The sequence below is a fragment of the Streptomyces sp. NBC_00513 genome (assembly GCF_041431415.1).
GTDB lineage: Bacteria > Actinomycetota > Actinomycetes > Streptomycetales > Streptomycetaceae > Streptomyces.
Genome location: NZ_CP107845.1, coordinates 4,176,782 through 4,189,463, shown reverse-complemented (window position 1 = coordinate 4,189,463; position 12,682 = coordinate 4,176,782). Strand labels below are relative to the sequence as shown.

The window sequence follows — 12,682 nt, the reverse complement described above, 5'->3', positions numbered from 1 at the left end:
TCACCCGTTTCTCGGCGTCCGGGTGCCGTATATCGACTACCTGCACCGACGTAGTCGCAGAGCAGCCGGCGGTTCAGAGCAGATACGCCCAAGGTCCGAGGATGCCGCGATTCCGACACCCTCTCCCTCGGCATTGCGGGCGGGAGCTTGGCCAGATCCTGGGGACAGGGGCCTCGTTGCGGGGCGCGGCGAGATCGGCGGCAACCACCGGAGCGACCGAGCGGTGCCGCTGAGGCAGGACCCGTTTCGGCGGGTGGGCGTCAGGCGGCCGGGGCCGGTTCGTCGTCCTCCGGGGTGGGGGCTTCGATGGTTACGGCCATGAGGATCTGGGTCGCGGGGGTGGTGTTGTCGGCGCGGACCGCTCGGGCCATCGCGGTGCGGGCGGCGGCGGGCCGGGTGTTCGGGGGGACGACCAGGAGCGCGAAGTGGTCGTTCTCGCCGCGGGTGATGAGGACGGTGTCGTCTCCGACCGGGTCGGAGACGAGGTGCACGACGTGGCCGTCGACGACCAGGCGGGTCGGGATGTCCTGCCAGGTCGAGGCGTCCAGGCCGATGCGGGAGATCGGGCCGAGGTGGCCGGTCAGTACCGAGATCAGTTCGGGCAGCTCGGCCAGGGGGTCGCTCGAACGGGGCCACCACGCGCCGTCCAGCACGCCGTCACGGGTGTGCGTGGTCTCCAGTCGGAGCAGCGCCGTGCCGGGCTTCACCGTGTGGTGGATCTCGTCCGGGAGAAGCAGCTCGTAGTGGTGGTGGATCTCGGAGTCGGCCATGTGGTTCGCCCGTCTCGGGGGGAGGCCGTGCTCGACCGTCGGGCGTACCGCAGGGCGGTGTCGTCGCCGGTCGGGCGCTGGCTTCGTGGTTCAACGGTACTCCGGGGGCGTGTTCCCCGCAGGGGCCCGACGGGCGGCCGGACGGGTGGGCGAGGAGGCGTGCGGGCGGGGAAAGTGCCTGGTCGTGGGAGGTTCCCGGGGCGTCGTACGGGAGTACAGTCGAAGGACCGGGAGCTTTTCGTACACCGGCCGCAGGCGAGTGTCGTTTCCGGCGATCACGAGACGCCGGGCTGCCGACGGGTGGCCCGGGGGACGGTTCGCGTCATGAACACGACCCTGGCAGGCATGCCCCTCGGACGGACCACGCATCACGACCTCGCGCCGGCGCTCGCGCTGGCGGCGCGGCTGCGTCTGGCCCCGCGGTCCTCGCTGGTCACCGCCCTGGACGGGGCGTGGTGGCCCCATTCCCGTGACCTGGCCGTCGAACTCCCGCCCCTGATGGCGGCGCTCGACGAGCTGTGGGGGCGGATCACCCGCGTCACCGTGAATCCGACGCACTGGCCGGTCGTCCCTCCGAGGGTGGACGTCGCGGGGCGGATCGTTCACGTAGGCCGGTTCGTGGAGCAGGATCCCGACAAGTTGATCCTGCTGTCCTTCACCGTCGGCCGGTGGGACCTGTTGGTGATCCCGCCCGAGACCGCGCCCGCCTCGGCGGCCCGGCTGCTGGCGGCGGCCGCGCTCCCGGGCAGCATGCTGAGCGCCGGCACCCTGATGGCCAACGAGGCCGTCATCGGGCGCGGTGTGCGCGAGGCGCAGCGCCGGGAGGCGGACTGGGAGGTCACCTGGGAGACCGAGGGCGGAGCGTGCATGTCGCCCTTCGGGGAGCCGCTCGGTGACCCGCACGCGAGCCCTCGCGTGCGGCGTCCGGGGTTGCCCGTGATGCCCGTGGAGGCCATCCCGCTGGGTACGGCCGCCGGCATGGCCGCGGCCGGCGGGTCGGGCCGGACGTCCTGATGGCCCGTACCGAATGCCCGCCGACGACCGGGCGCGCCGAGGTCCGGATCGTCGCCGCCTCCCCCGAGGCGGCCCGCGCGGTCGCCGAGGTCCTGCGTCACTTCTTCGGCGCCACGGAGCAGCGCAGCTATCCGGCCCCGGAGGGCGGCACGCGTCTGCACCTCACGGTGGACACCGATGCCGTGGCCGGGCCGGAGCGGCCCTGGTTGAGCACGAGCAGGCCGCTCAGGGGCGCCGGTACCGGCGCGCACGCCGACGAGATCTGACGGCGGAGGGGAGAGCGGGGAGGGGGCGGGGAGCAGAGGCGGCACGGCCATCGGTGTCGTCGCCGGCGTGAGGCGGATCCTTTCCCCAGTACGACTGTTCCACCCGAGTGGGTGGATCGGCCGGACCGTACCCGGGAGAGACGGATCGTCGCGCCTATAACAGGGCCCGTCATGTTGATCGACTGATGGGCTTCCCACCATGTTGAAGGCCGCTCTCCGGGTCCTCGCCGCCGTCTCCCTCGTCTCCGCCGCAGCCGCGTCCCCGGCCGTCGCCGCGCACGCGACGCCGCTCGCGCCCGTCGCGCTCCCGGCGTCCGCCGCGCCCGGGGCGCTCGTCGACGACCTGACCTCGCCCTGTGGGCCGACCGTCGAGTACCGCGCCTGGGACTGGTGGCGTACGACGACCAACCCGAGGATCGCCCGCCCCGTCGCGGCCGCCGCGGCGAACGAGCGCTGGCAGTGGCGCAGCGACACCAACACCCTGTGGCGCGGTGACACGCGGGAGACCGTCGAGGAGATCTTCAAGACCGGATTCACGCCGCGCGGCGACCAGTTGACCCCGCTGGCCGAGTACATCGTCAAGGGCGGCGGGCAGAACAGCGCACACCTGAGCACCACGTGCGAGAAGTGGGTGGCGCAGAAGTTCGCGACCTACGGCGCCGAGAAGACGGGTTGGGTCTACGAGATCTACGCGCCCGGCGGCATCGACGTGAACGCCACCGCACACCTGAACAACTACAACTCGCCGTACCTCTGGAACAAGGAGATCGACTTCCCGGGCGGGGTCAAGGGCCGCTACATCAAGGGTGCTTGCAAGTACCGCCTGACCTACACCGACCCGGCGACCAAGGTCAGCACCTGGGAGGAGCTCGGCTGCAAGGACAACGCCGGCTTCGCCCCGTACAAGACCGACGCGGCGGCCCGCGCGGGCGCCGCCCGCTAGGCCGAGAAGCCCCGGGCCGAGAAGCCCCGGGCGAGAGGCCCCGCCGGGATCCCGCCCGACTAGGCTGCGGCCGTGCCGTCGTACTCCATGGGTCAGGCCGCGAACCTGCTGGGTGTCAGCCCCGAGACCGTCCGCCGTTGGGCGGACGCCGGAAGGCTGCCCGTCCACCGCGCGTCCGATGGGACGCGGACGGTGGACGGGGTGGCGCTCGCCGCGTTCGCGAAGGAGCGGGCGGCGAGCCCGGCGCCGGTCACGGGGGCCGTGGCGACCTCGGTGCGGAACTCCTTCGCGGGGATCGTCACCGCGGTGCGGGTCGACGACGTGGCGGCCCAGGTGGAGATCCAGTCGGGTCCGCACCGGGTCGTCTCGGTCGTCACGCGGGAGTCGGTGGAGCAGCTCGGGATCGCGGTGGGGGTGTGCGTCACGGCGCGGGTGAAGTCCACCGAGGTGTACATCGACCTGCCCTGAGGCCCGCCGGCCGCACGAGGGCCGCGCACCGGCCCTCTCCACAGCCCCCGGTCAGCGGCAGCGCAGCGCCGCGTACAGGTCGAGCTTGTGGTCGAGGCGCGAGAGGTCCCGGCCGGTCAGGGTCTCGACCCGCTCGATGCGGTAGTGGACGGTGTTCACGTGCAGGTGGAGGGCCTCCGCCGTGCGTGCCCAGGAGCAGTTGTTCGCGAGGAACACCTCCAGCGTCTCCCGCAGCATGCCGTCGCCGAGTGCTCCCAGGGTCCGTGCCGCGAAGACGGTGCGGACCTCGGGCGGTACCCCGGCGAGCAGTTCGGTGAGGGTGTCCAGTTGCTCGACTCCGCGTACGGGGACGTCGTCGTCGGCCGCGGTGAGGGCGAAGCGGGACTGGTTCAGGGACGCGCGCAGCGCCTCGGCGGTGGAGGCGCGGGTGCCGGCGCCGAGGCGCAGGTCCACGTCCGGTTCGGCGCAGGCGCGGACGAGCGGCCACACCGAGCGGAGCAGGTCGGGGACGTCGAGTCCGGCGGAGGGGTCCTCGTACAGGACGGCGGTGTGGTCGCCGACCGCGGACAGGACGGTGTCGAGGTGGCGCAGGGCCTCGGCGAGGGCGTCGCCCGAGGTGGCGGTCAGGACGCGGTACGGGCCTCCGAGCGGGAGCCCGGCGGCGGTCAGCGCGTCGTCGAGGGTGGCCGGGTCGGGGTCCCCGGACAGGACGCGGATCAGTTCCTCGGCGGTGGCGCGGGCGGCGGCGACGCGGCGGGCCTGGCCGTCGCGGTACTGGGCGATGACCTCGGCGATCTCGTGGAGGACGCGGGGCGGGGCCGCGTCGGCGTCGGGCACGTGGAGCTGCCAGGCGTCGTAGGGGGAGCTGTCGGACTCGATGCGCAGGAAGACGCCGGTTCGGGACGAGACGCCGGTCCGGGACGAGCCGCCGCCGCGGGCGGCGGTCGTGCGCCGGGCCGGGATGGCGGGGGCGGAGGGCGTACGGGCGACGGTGCGGCCGCTCGCGGTCAGCAGGTAGCAGGCGATCCGGCCGAGGTGGGCGCAGGCCCGGTCGAGGAGTTCGGCGGGGCCGGCGCCGCCTTCGAGGAGGTGGCTGAGTTCGCTGCGGACGTTCTCGGGGAGGGCGAAGAGTCGGGTGGGGCGGCGGCTGAGGTCCCCCCATTGGCGCAGGTACACGGCCTCGGTCACGGCACGGAAGCTGGTCTTGGCGGGGACGGCGACGAGGGGGACGCGGTGGGCCCGGCAGGCGGCGACCAGTTCGTCGGGGACTTTGCCGTGGGTCTCCTCGCCGGCGAGGAGAGCGGTGGCCCCGGCGTGGGCGAGGGCGGAGACGAAACGGTCCGCCTTGGCGAGGTCGCCGTCCGCCCACCACACGAGTCCGCTCAGGACGAGTTCGCCGGGGCCGAGGAAACGGCCGGGGTCCTCCAGGTCGGTGGCGGTGACCCCGCTGACCTCCTGGCCGAGAAGGGCCTCCTCGCCCCAGAGCAGGGTGAGGCCGAGATTGTCGGACTGGAGCAGGTCGAGGACGTGCATGGCAGGGACTCCTTGCGGTGGGCGGCAACCCACATTCGCCAGGCGAATACGAGAATGCCCATCGTAAATGCAAGGGCAAGAGACCGGCCGGCCTCTTGGTTGATTCTCCAGGGCGCGCTGCCTCCGGGTGGTTGCTTTCCGTGGCCGGGACCAGTCGTCCCGGCCCCTTCCGCGTTGCTTCACTGACTGAAAACCCCCTGGGAGAGGCCGGTGGCGCGAAGTGGATCTCAACACGGTGCTCGACGTGCGCGACGCGCGCCGCCGGGAGCCCTGGCGGCCGGGTGACGCCTGGCTCGGCGGCGGCACGTATCTCTTCTCCGAGCCGCAGCCGCACCTGCGCCGGCTGATCGACCTCTCCCGGATGGGCTGGCCTCCGCTGTCCTGGCAGCCGGACGGTTCGCTGGACATCGCGGCGACCTGCACCATCACCGAGCTGTCCCGGTTCGGCCGTTCGCTGCCGAAGGCCGCCGCCCCGCTGATCGAGCGGTGCTGCCGGGCCTTCCTCGCCAGCTTCAAGATCTGGAACATGGCCACCGTCGGGGGCAACCTCTGCAACGGCCTCCCCGCCGGCCCGATGATCTCCCTCACCGCCGCCCTCGACGGCGAGGTGCTGCTCCAGGGCCAGGACGGCGCGACCCGCCGGCTGTCCGTCGTCGACTTCGTCCTCGGTGCGGGCGTCAAGGACCTTCGTGACGGTGAGCTGCTGCGTTCCGTGCGGGTCCCGGCCCGGGCGCTGGACTGCCGTACGGCTTTCCGGCAGGCGTCGCTGTACGGGCTCGGGCGTTCCGGCGCGCTGGTGATCGGGGCGTCCGATCCGCGGGACGGTTCGCTGACGGTGACGGTCTCCGCCGCGACCACCCGGCCGTTCCGGTTCTGGTTCGCCCTGCCGCCGACCGCGGCCGAGCTGCGGGAGGCGATCGACTCCGCCGTCCGCGCCGAGGAGTGGTTCGACGACATCCACGGCCTGCCGGAGTGGCGCCGCCACATGGCCCTTCGCCTCGCCGAGGAGATCCGCCGCGAGCTGTCCCCCACCCCCGGAGCACCCGCTCCCGGAGCACCCGCCCTCGAACCGGCCCACGACCACCAGAAGGGATCCCGATGAGCACCGACGCGCCCGAGAGCTACCGGATCGAGGTCAACGAGCGGGAGTTCACCGAGGAGCCCCGGGCCGGCCAGTGCCTGCGCACGTACCTGCGCGAGCGCGGTTGGTTCGGCGTGAAGAAGGGCTGCGACCAGGGCGACTGCGGTGCCTGCACCGTGCACGTCGACGGGCAGCCGGTGCACAGTTGCCTGTATCCGGCCGTACGCGCCCAGGGCCGCTCGGTGACGACCGTCGAGGGCCTCGCCAGGCCGGGCGGTGAACTGCACCCGGCGCAGAAGCAGTTCCTCGACGCGCAGGGCTTCCAGTGCGGCTTCTGCACGGCCGGGTTCCTGATGACCACGGCCGCGCTCCAGGCCGAGCGGGGCACCGCGCACGACGACGGCAAGTTGGACGATCTGCCGCGCGCCTTCAAGGGCAACATCTGCCGCTGTACCGGCTATCGCGCCATCGAGGACGCCGTGCGCGGGGTGAAGCACACCGAGGATCCGGAGGCGGGGCAGGCGGTGGGCAAGTCGCTGGGCGCGCCCGCCGGTCCGCTCGTCGTCACCGGCACGGCCCGCTACACCTTCGACGTGGAGGTGCCGGGGCTGCTCCACATGAAGCTGCTGCGTTCCCCGCACCCGCACGCCCGGATCGTCTCCATCGACACCCGCGACGCCCTCCAGGTGCCCGGGGTGCACGCGGTCCTCACCCACCACGACGCCCCGGAGCGGCTCTACTCCTCGGCCCGGCACGAGCATCCCACCGAGGACCCGATGGACACCCGTGTCCTGGACGACGTGGTGCGCTTCGTCGGCCAGCGGGTGGCGGCCGTGGTCGCGACGAGCGAGCAGGCGGCCGAGGAGGGCTGCCGCCGGGTGGTCGTCACGTACGAGGAGCTGCCGTACGTGATCGATCCGGAGGAGGCCATGCTCCCGGGCGCTCCCGTCCTGCATCCCAAGGGGCCGGAGTCGGGCATCTTCCGCGCCGAGAACAACGTGTGCGGCGAGGTCCACAACACCCTCGGCGACATGGAGAAGGGGTGGGCGGAGGCGGACGTCGTCCACGAGGAGACCTTCCAGACGCAGCGCGTGCAGCACGCCAGCCTGGAGACGCACGGCAGCGTCGCGTACTTCGAGCCCAAGGAGGAGGGCGACGGCGAGCGCATCACCGTCCGCTCCTCCACGCAGGCGCCGTTCCTGACCCGGCGGGCGCTGTGCGCCCTGTACGACCTGAACGAGGACGAGGTCCGTGTGGTCGCGGGCCGTGTGGGCGGCGGGTTCGGCGGCAAGCAGGAGATGTTGACCGAGGACATCGTGGTCCTCGCCGCCCTGAAGCTGCGGCGGCCGGTGAAACTCGAGTTCACCCGGGCCGAGCAGTTCTACGGCGCCACCACCCGCCACCCCTTCAAGATCACCATCAAGATCGGCGCCAAGGCCGACGGCACCCTCACCGCGCTGCGCATCCGCGTCGTCTCCAACACCGGCGCGTACGGCAACCACGGCCCGGCCGTCATGTTCCACAGCGTCGGCGAGTCCTTCGCCGTCTACAAGGCGCCGAACAAGGAGGTGGAGGCGTACTCCGTCTACACCAACGGCGTTCCGGCGGGCGCCTTCCGCGGCTACGGCCTGGGCCAGGTCCTCTTCGCCCTGGAGTCGGTGATGGACGAGCTGGCCGTCAAGCTGGGCATGGACCCGCTCGTGCTGCGCGAGAAGAACGTGATCGGCGCCGGCGACCACCTGGTGACCCCGATCGGCCACGAGGAGGACCTGTTCATCGCCTCGTACGGGATGAAGCAGTGCATGGACGTCGTCCGCAAGGCCATCGCCGAGGACCGCAGTCACGAGGACGTCCCGGAGGGCTGGCTCACCGGTCAGGGCACGGCGGTCGCGATGATCGCGACCGGCCCGCCGGGCGGTCACTACGCGGACGCGCGGGTCGCCCTGCTGCGCGACGGGACGTACGACATCGCGGTCGGCACGGCGGAGTTCGGCAACGGCACCACCACCGTCCACAGGCAGATCACCGCCGGGGCGCTGAACACCACGGTCGACCGGATCGCGGTCCGCCAGTCGGACACGGACGTGGTGCGCCACGACACCGGCGCGTTCGGATCCGCCGGCACGGTGGTGGCGGGCAAGGCCGTGATGCTGGCGGCCAACTCCCTCGCGGAGCGGCTCCAGACCTTCGCGGCCCGGCACACGGGCGTGGCGCGTCACCTGTGCAGGCTCCGGGCCGAGGCCTTCGACTGCGCGGGCCGCGTGCTCACGCTCAAGGAGTTGTACGAGGCCGCGTACGACAAGGGGAAGCTCGACGAGATCGCGGCGGACGGGCACTGGGGTGGCTCGCCGCGTTCGGTCGCCTTCAACGCGCAGTGGTTCCGTCTCGCCGTCGACCCGGACACGGGCGAGATGAGGATCCTGCGCAGCGTGCACGCGGCCGACGCGGGCAAGGTGATGAACCCGATGCAGTGCCGCGGCCAGGTGGAGGGCGGTGTGGCGCAGGCGCTGGGCGCGACGCTGTTCGAGACCGTACGGGTGGACGAGCGCGGGGAGGTGACCACGGCGGCGTTCCGTCGCTACCGGCTGCCGCAGTACGCGGACGTGCCGCGTACGGAGGTCCACTTCATGGAGACCTCGGACGCGATCGGGCCGCTGGGCGCCAAGTCGATGAGCGAGAGCCCCTTCAACCCGGTGGCGCCGGCGTTCGCGAACGCCCTGCGGGACGCGACGGGGGTGCGGTTCACGGAGCTGCCGGTGACGCGGGACGTGGTGTGGCGGAGGATCGCGGAGCACGCGCGGGGACGAGGTGAACGGAGCCTGCCAGGTGGAACCGACGAATCATGACACGTTTGCGGCTCGTATCTTGCCATCAACCTTGCAGATGAGGTTCCGGAATGACCCCGCCCGGGCATGACGTACGCATGGCCGAACTCATGCTGCACGGGGACCTCGATCACCCGGCGACCCTGAGCGTCGCGGACCTTCGGGAGTGGGAACAGCACAAGGCCGCCGTCACCTTCGACTGTGCGACGAACGGCCCCCAGCACCACGTGTTCGAAGGCGCGCTGCTCCGGGACGTCGTCGCGCAGGCCGGCCCGGCCTTCGACGCCCGGCGGCGCAAGGACCGCTCCCGCTTCCTCATCGCGGTGAGCGGCGGGGACGGCCACCACAGCGTGTTGTCCTGGGCGGAGTTGGACCGCGACTTCGGCGCCACCCCGGTCCTGTTGGCGACCCGCCTGGACGGTGAGGACCTCGACGAGGCGGGCAGCCAGTTGGTGGTGCCCTCGGACCGCTGCGGCGCGCGCTATGTCAGCGCGGTCACGCACGTGTGGTTCGGCGCGCTGACGCCGCCGACCCTGGGGCTCTGACGCCGCCGGTCCTGAGGCCCTGTCGACGCCGGTCCTGAGGCCCTGACGCCGCCGACCCCGAGGCCTGACGCCGCTCCTCCCGGGCTCCGACAGGGGCTCCGACAGGGGCTCCGGCTTGGGGGTCGGGGCCCGTCCCGGACGCGTCCTCACGGTTCGTGACCGCAAGAATTCAGCAAGTGAGCGATAGATGAATCCCTGACTGAATTGTCGTCAATAAGCTTCCACTTCTTATCTCGATTTGATAACGACCTCCCCGATAAGGCCTGGACCTTTGCGCCGCTACACGCGTAACTCGCCTTACTCGTATACGAGTTGACAGTTCATCAAATCAAACCAGAAGGTAACGGTCTGATTTCTTGGGGCCAATTCCCGTTTGTCCGAATTCTCCGTACCGCCCTTCTGGCAGGCTTCCGCGCACCCACCCCCCATCACGATTTGAGGTGCGCATGACCAGACGTAGAAGGCGTGAACACCGGCGCAAGCCACGCCGGTTCATACTCGTCACCGCCGCCATGGCCACCGCGGCGGTGATCGCGGGAGGCGTCGCCTACTCCGGACTGGGTGACAACGCCCAGGCGTCCCAGCCCGCACAGGCCGAAGCGCTCGCCGCGGAGATACCCGCGCCCGCCGCCGCACCCGCCCGGGACGCCGAGCCGGCCGTCATCAAGGACGCGCCCGCCAACGAGAACGCCCGCGGCATGATCTACGACGGTCTCAAGGCCGCGCCGAAGGGCGACCGCTGCGTCGGCGTCTACCGCACCGACGCCGGGCACTGCACCCACGGCCCCGACGCACCGCCCAAGGGCGTCGACATCAAGAAGGACATCCCGCCCGTCGTCAAGGCGAAGGCGCCCGCGGCCGACCCGGCCCGCCCCGCGTCCGACGACCCGGCCCCCGCGGAGGGTGGCAAGCGCGCCCAGGACGCGCCCGCCGCCGACGCGCAGGCGGCCACGAACACCGCCAAGGCCGCCCCGGCCCCCGCCGCCTCGGCCGCCTCCGGCCAGGCGGTCGCCGCAGGGCCCGCCGGCCAGACCGTCCAGTGCGACGGCGACGGCAGCACCGGCAACCGCGTCCAGGTCGTCTACGTGCACGGCCCCGACCGCGACCGGTACTCCGAGTACGTGGCCTCGTTCCGCAAGTGGGCCGTCGACGCGGACCTCATCTACTCCACGAGCGCCAAGGAGACCGGCGGCGTCCGGCACATCCGCTACGTGACGGCCGCGGACTGCACGCCGACCGTGCTCAACATCGAGCTTCCGGCGTCGGCCCTCTCCGAGTTCAGCGCGAGCAACAAGGCGCTCGCCGGCAAGGGCCTCGACCGCCGCGACCGCAAGTACATGATCTTCGCGGACACGCAGGTCTACTGCGGCATCGGCACCTTCAACGGCGACGAGCGCCACGGCCAGGACAACCTGAGCAACTTCGGCCCCTCCTACGGCCGTACCGACTCCGGCTGCTGGGGCGGCCACACCGCCGCGCACGAGCTGGGCCACAACCTGGGCGCGGTCAACAACAGCGCACCCAACACCAGCCGTGGCGCGCACTGCACGGACGAGTGGGACGTCATGTGCTACTCGGACACCCCGTACTACCCCACGATGCGCAACGTCTGCACCAACCAGGCGGCCGAGAACATCCTGGACTGCAACCACGACGACTACTTCCACACCAGTCCCAAGGCGGGCAGCTACCTCGCCACGCACTGGAACATCGCGGACAACCAGTTCCTGATGCGCACGGCCGGCGGCGGGGGCGGGACCGACCCGAACCCGAACCCGAACCCCAAGCCGACGCCCACCCCCACCCCCAAGCCCACGCCGACGAAGAAGCCCACGGGCGGCCCCACGGTCACGGCCGGACAGATCCAGTCCGACTCCGTCGTGGTGAGCTGGCCGAAGGTGGAGGGCGCCGCCTGGTACCAGGTACAGCTCAACGGCAAGCACCTGACCTGGACCCAGTCGCAGACCCTGCGGATCTACAACCTGAAGCCGGGCAGCGAGTACAAGATCGCCGTGTCGGTGCGGGACTCCGCCGGTCGTGACAGCGGCGCCGGCAAGACCACGACGTTCCGTACGAAGAGCACGGGCGGCGGCGCCACCACCAAGCCGAACACCCGCTACCTGCTCGGCAACGGCAGCACCGGCATGAACGCCGAACTGTGGGGCGGCCGGACCGCCGACGGGACGGTCCTCGTCGGTGGCCGCGCCAACGGCTACGCCCAGCAGCAGTGGTACTTCGACGACGCGGGCAGTGGTCTCGTCCGCATCCGTTCCGCCGTCTCCGGCAAGTGCCTCCAGCCGGGCGCCGCGGCGGCGGCCGGCATGTGGGTCGCGCAGCAGCCCTGCACGAACTCCGGCGCGCAGAAGTGGCGGGTCACCGCCCGCGGCAACGCCGTGACCGTGACGGACGCGGGCGGCGGTTTCGCCCTGACGGTCAGCAACCGCCCGTACTACGGGAACTGGCTGCTCGACCTCCAGCGCGCGGACGGCCGCGCGGCGCAGGCGTGGACGGTCCAGAAGGCCGCCTGACCCTCCTCGTGAACCCCCGGCGGACGGCCCCTCCCCACGCGGGGCCGTCCGCCGGCTCCCTCATCTCGACCCACCGCACTTCGGAGTACCGCGATGATGCGCACCAGACACGCGTTCCTGTTCCTGTTCCTGCTGCTCGCGCAGGGCCTGGCCGTATCCACCGACGCGCACGCGCACGGTGACACCGTCAAGGTGGTGATCACCGGACAGCGCGAGGGGCACGTCACCACAGAGATCACCTGGGAGAACGACGGGGATCCCGTCGAAGAGGCCGTGGCCGCCACGGTGAACGCGACCAACCCCGACGGCTCCCGCACCATGGGCCCCTGGGGGCTGGTCCGCGACGCGGGCAAGCCCAGCGGCTGGTCCACGACCGAGGTACTGCCGCCGGGCACGTGGAAGGTCACGGTGGACGTGGGCTTCCCCGACCTGGGACACGGAGAGAGCGAGATCGCGGTTCCGGTGACCGACCCCGCCCCGTCGACCGCGCCGTCGACCGCCCCCACGACGGTGCCGAGCCCCGTCGCCTCCCCGACCCCGTCCGCCCCCGCCGCCTCGACCCCGCAGGTACCGGACCCGTCCACCGCCCCGGTGGCGAAGAAGTCCGACGACACCGTCTGGTGGACCACGGCGGGCGTGGTGGTCATCGCCCTCGCCGGCGCGGCGGTCGGCATCCTCCTGCGCCGCGCGCGGGCCCGCAGGCGCTGAC

11 protein-coding genes are annotated in these 12,682 nt (G+C 71.9%); 9 read left to right on the top strand and 2 right to left on the bottom strand.

Annotation, left to right across the window (positions count from 1 at the left end):
* Positions 1-260 precede the first annotated feature (260 nt).
* Entirely contained in the window at positions 261-770 is a 510-nt protein-coding gene (locus OHA84_RS19335; RefSeq protein WP_266948777.1) for a DUF5994 family protein, read from the bottom strand.
* A gap of 324 nt (positions 771-1,094) precedes the next feature.
* On the opposite strand from OHA84_RS19335, the gene OHA84_RS19330 reads away from it, so the two are divergent.
* From OHA84_RS19330 to OHA84_RS19315, 4 genes are all read left to right on the top strand, one after another.
* Complete coding sequence (locus tag OHA84_RS19330) at positions 1,095-1,784, top strand: DUF5994 family protein (protein WP_063839565.1); 690 nt, start codon at positions 1,095-1,097, stop codon at positions 1,782-1,784.
* Positions 1,784-2,050 (top strand): hypothetical protein, encoded by a 267-nt coding sequence (locus OHA84_RS19325; RefSeq protein ID WP_266970547.1) that lies wholly within the window; start codon positions 1,784-1,786, stop codon positions 2,048-2,050. Before OHA84_RS19330 ends, OHA84_RS19325 begins: the two co-directional genes overlap by 1 nt.
* Positions 2,051-2,249: 199 nt before the next feature.
* On the top strand, positions 2,250-2,993 hold the full coding sequence (locus OHA84_RS19320) for a hypothetical protein (RefSeq protein ID WP_053680216.1): 744 nt from the start codon (positions 2,250-2,252) through the stop codon (positions 2,991-2,993).
* A 72-nt stretch (positions 2,994-3,065) separates the two neighbouring features.
* Positions 3,066-3,461, top strand: a complete 396-nt coding sequence (locus OHA84_RS19315) for a molybdopterin-binding protein (RefSeq protein WP_053680214.1) — start codon at positions 3,066-3,068, stop codon at positions 3,459-3,461.
* A 51-nt stretch (positions 3,462-3,512) separates the two neighbouring features.
* On the opposite strand, the gene OHA84_RS19310 is transcribed toward OHA84_RS19315, so the two are convergent.
* The gene (locus tag OHA84_RS19310; RefSeq protein ID WP_266970550.1) at positions 3,513-4,994 is read right to left on the bottom strand and encodes a PucR family transcriptional regulator; all 1,482 of its coding nucleotides are present in this window, start codon (positions 4,992-4,994) and stop codon (positions 3,513-3,515) included.
* 220 nt (positions 4,995-5,214) lie between these two features.
* Here OHA84_RS19310 and OHA84_RS19305 point away from each other — a divergent pair, with 220 nt between their 5' ends.
* The 5 genes from OHA84_RS19305 to OHA84_RS19285 all read left to right on the top strand — a co-directional run bounded on the left by OHA84_RS19305 (position 5,215) and on the right by OHA84_RS19285 (position 12,681).
* Positions 5,215-6,096, top strand: a complete 882-nt coding sequence (locus tag OHA84_RS19305) for a xanthine dehydrogenase family protein subunit M (protein WP_266970552.1) — start codon at positions 5,215-5,217, stop codon at positions 6,094-6,096.
* Positions 6,093-8,921, top strand: coding sequence for a molybdopterin-dependent oxidoreductase (locus tag OHA84_RS19300; RefSeq protein WP_266970554.1), 2,829 nt, complete (start codon positions 6,093-6,095; stop codon positions 8,919-8,921). The genes OHA84_RS19305 and OHA84_RS19300 overlap by 4 nt, the downstream gene beginning before the upstream one ends.
* 77 nt (positions 8,922-8,998) lie before the next feature.
* On the top strand, positions 8,999-9,445 hold the full coding sequence (locus OHA84_RS19295) for a molybdopterin-dependent oxidoreductase (protein WP_266948765.1): 447 nt from the start codon (positions 8,999-9,001) through the stop codon (positions 9,443-9,445).
* A gap of 446 nt (positions 9,446-9,891) precedes the next feature.
* Entirely contained in the window at positions 9,892-11,973 is a 2,082-nt protein-coding gene (locus OHA84_RS19290; protein ID WP_266970557.1) for an RICIN domain-containing protein, read from the top strand.
* A gap of 93 nt (positions 11,974-12,066) precedes the next feature.
* Positions 12,067-12,681, top strand: a complete 615-nt coding sequence (locus OHA84_RS19285; RefSeq protein ID WP_053680204.1) for a hypothetical protein — start codon at positions 12,067-12,069, stop codon at positions 12,679-12,681.
* The last annotated feature ends 1 nt before the right edge of the window (position 12,682 follow it).

What these genes read in the sequence shown, in the direction of transcription:
- OHA84_RS19335 (WP_266948777.1), bottom strand. Translation starts at nt 770, where the DNA reads ATGGCCGACTCCGAGATCCACCACCACTACGAGCTGCTTCTCCCGGAC.
- OHA84_RS19330 (WP_063839565.1), top strand. Translation starts at nt 1,095, where the DNA reads ATGAACACGACCCTGGCAGGCATGCCCCTCGGACGGACCACGCATCAC.
- OHA84_RS19325 (WP_266970547.1), top strand. Translation starts at nt 1,784, where the DNA reads ATGGCCCGTACCGAATGCCCGCCGACGACCGGGCGCGCCGAGGTCCGG.
- OHA84_RS19320 (WP_053680216.1), top strand. Translation starts at nt 2,250, where the DNA reads ATGTTGAAGGCCGCTCTCCGGGTCCTCGCCGCCGTCTCCCTCGTCTCC.
- OHA84_RS19310 (WP_266970550.1), bottom strand. Translation starts at nt 4,994, where the DNA reads ATGCACGTCCTCGACCTGCTCCAGTCCGACAATCTCGGCCTCACCCTG.
- OHA84_RS19300 (WP_266970554.1), top strand. Translation starts at nt 6,093, where the DNA reads ATGAGCACCGACGCGCCCGAGAGCTACCGGATCGAGGTCAACGAGCGG.
- OHA84_RS19295 (WP_266948765.1), top strand. Translation starts at nt 8,999, where the DNA reads ATGGCCGAACTCATGCTGCACGGGGACCTCGATCACCCGGCGACCCTG.
- OHA84_RS19290 (WP_266970557.1), top strand. Translation starts at nt 9,892, where the DNA reads ATGACCAGACGTAGAAGGCGTGAACACCGGCGCAAGCCACGCCGGTTC.
- OHA84_RS19285 (WP_053680204.1), top strand. Translation starts at nt 12,067, where the DNA reads ATGATGCGCACCAGACACGCGTTCCTGTTCCTGTTCCTGCTGCTCGCG.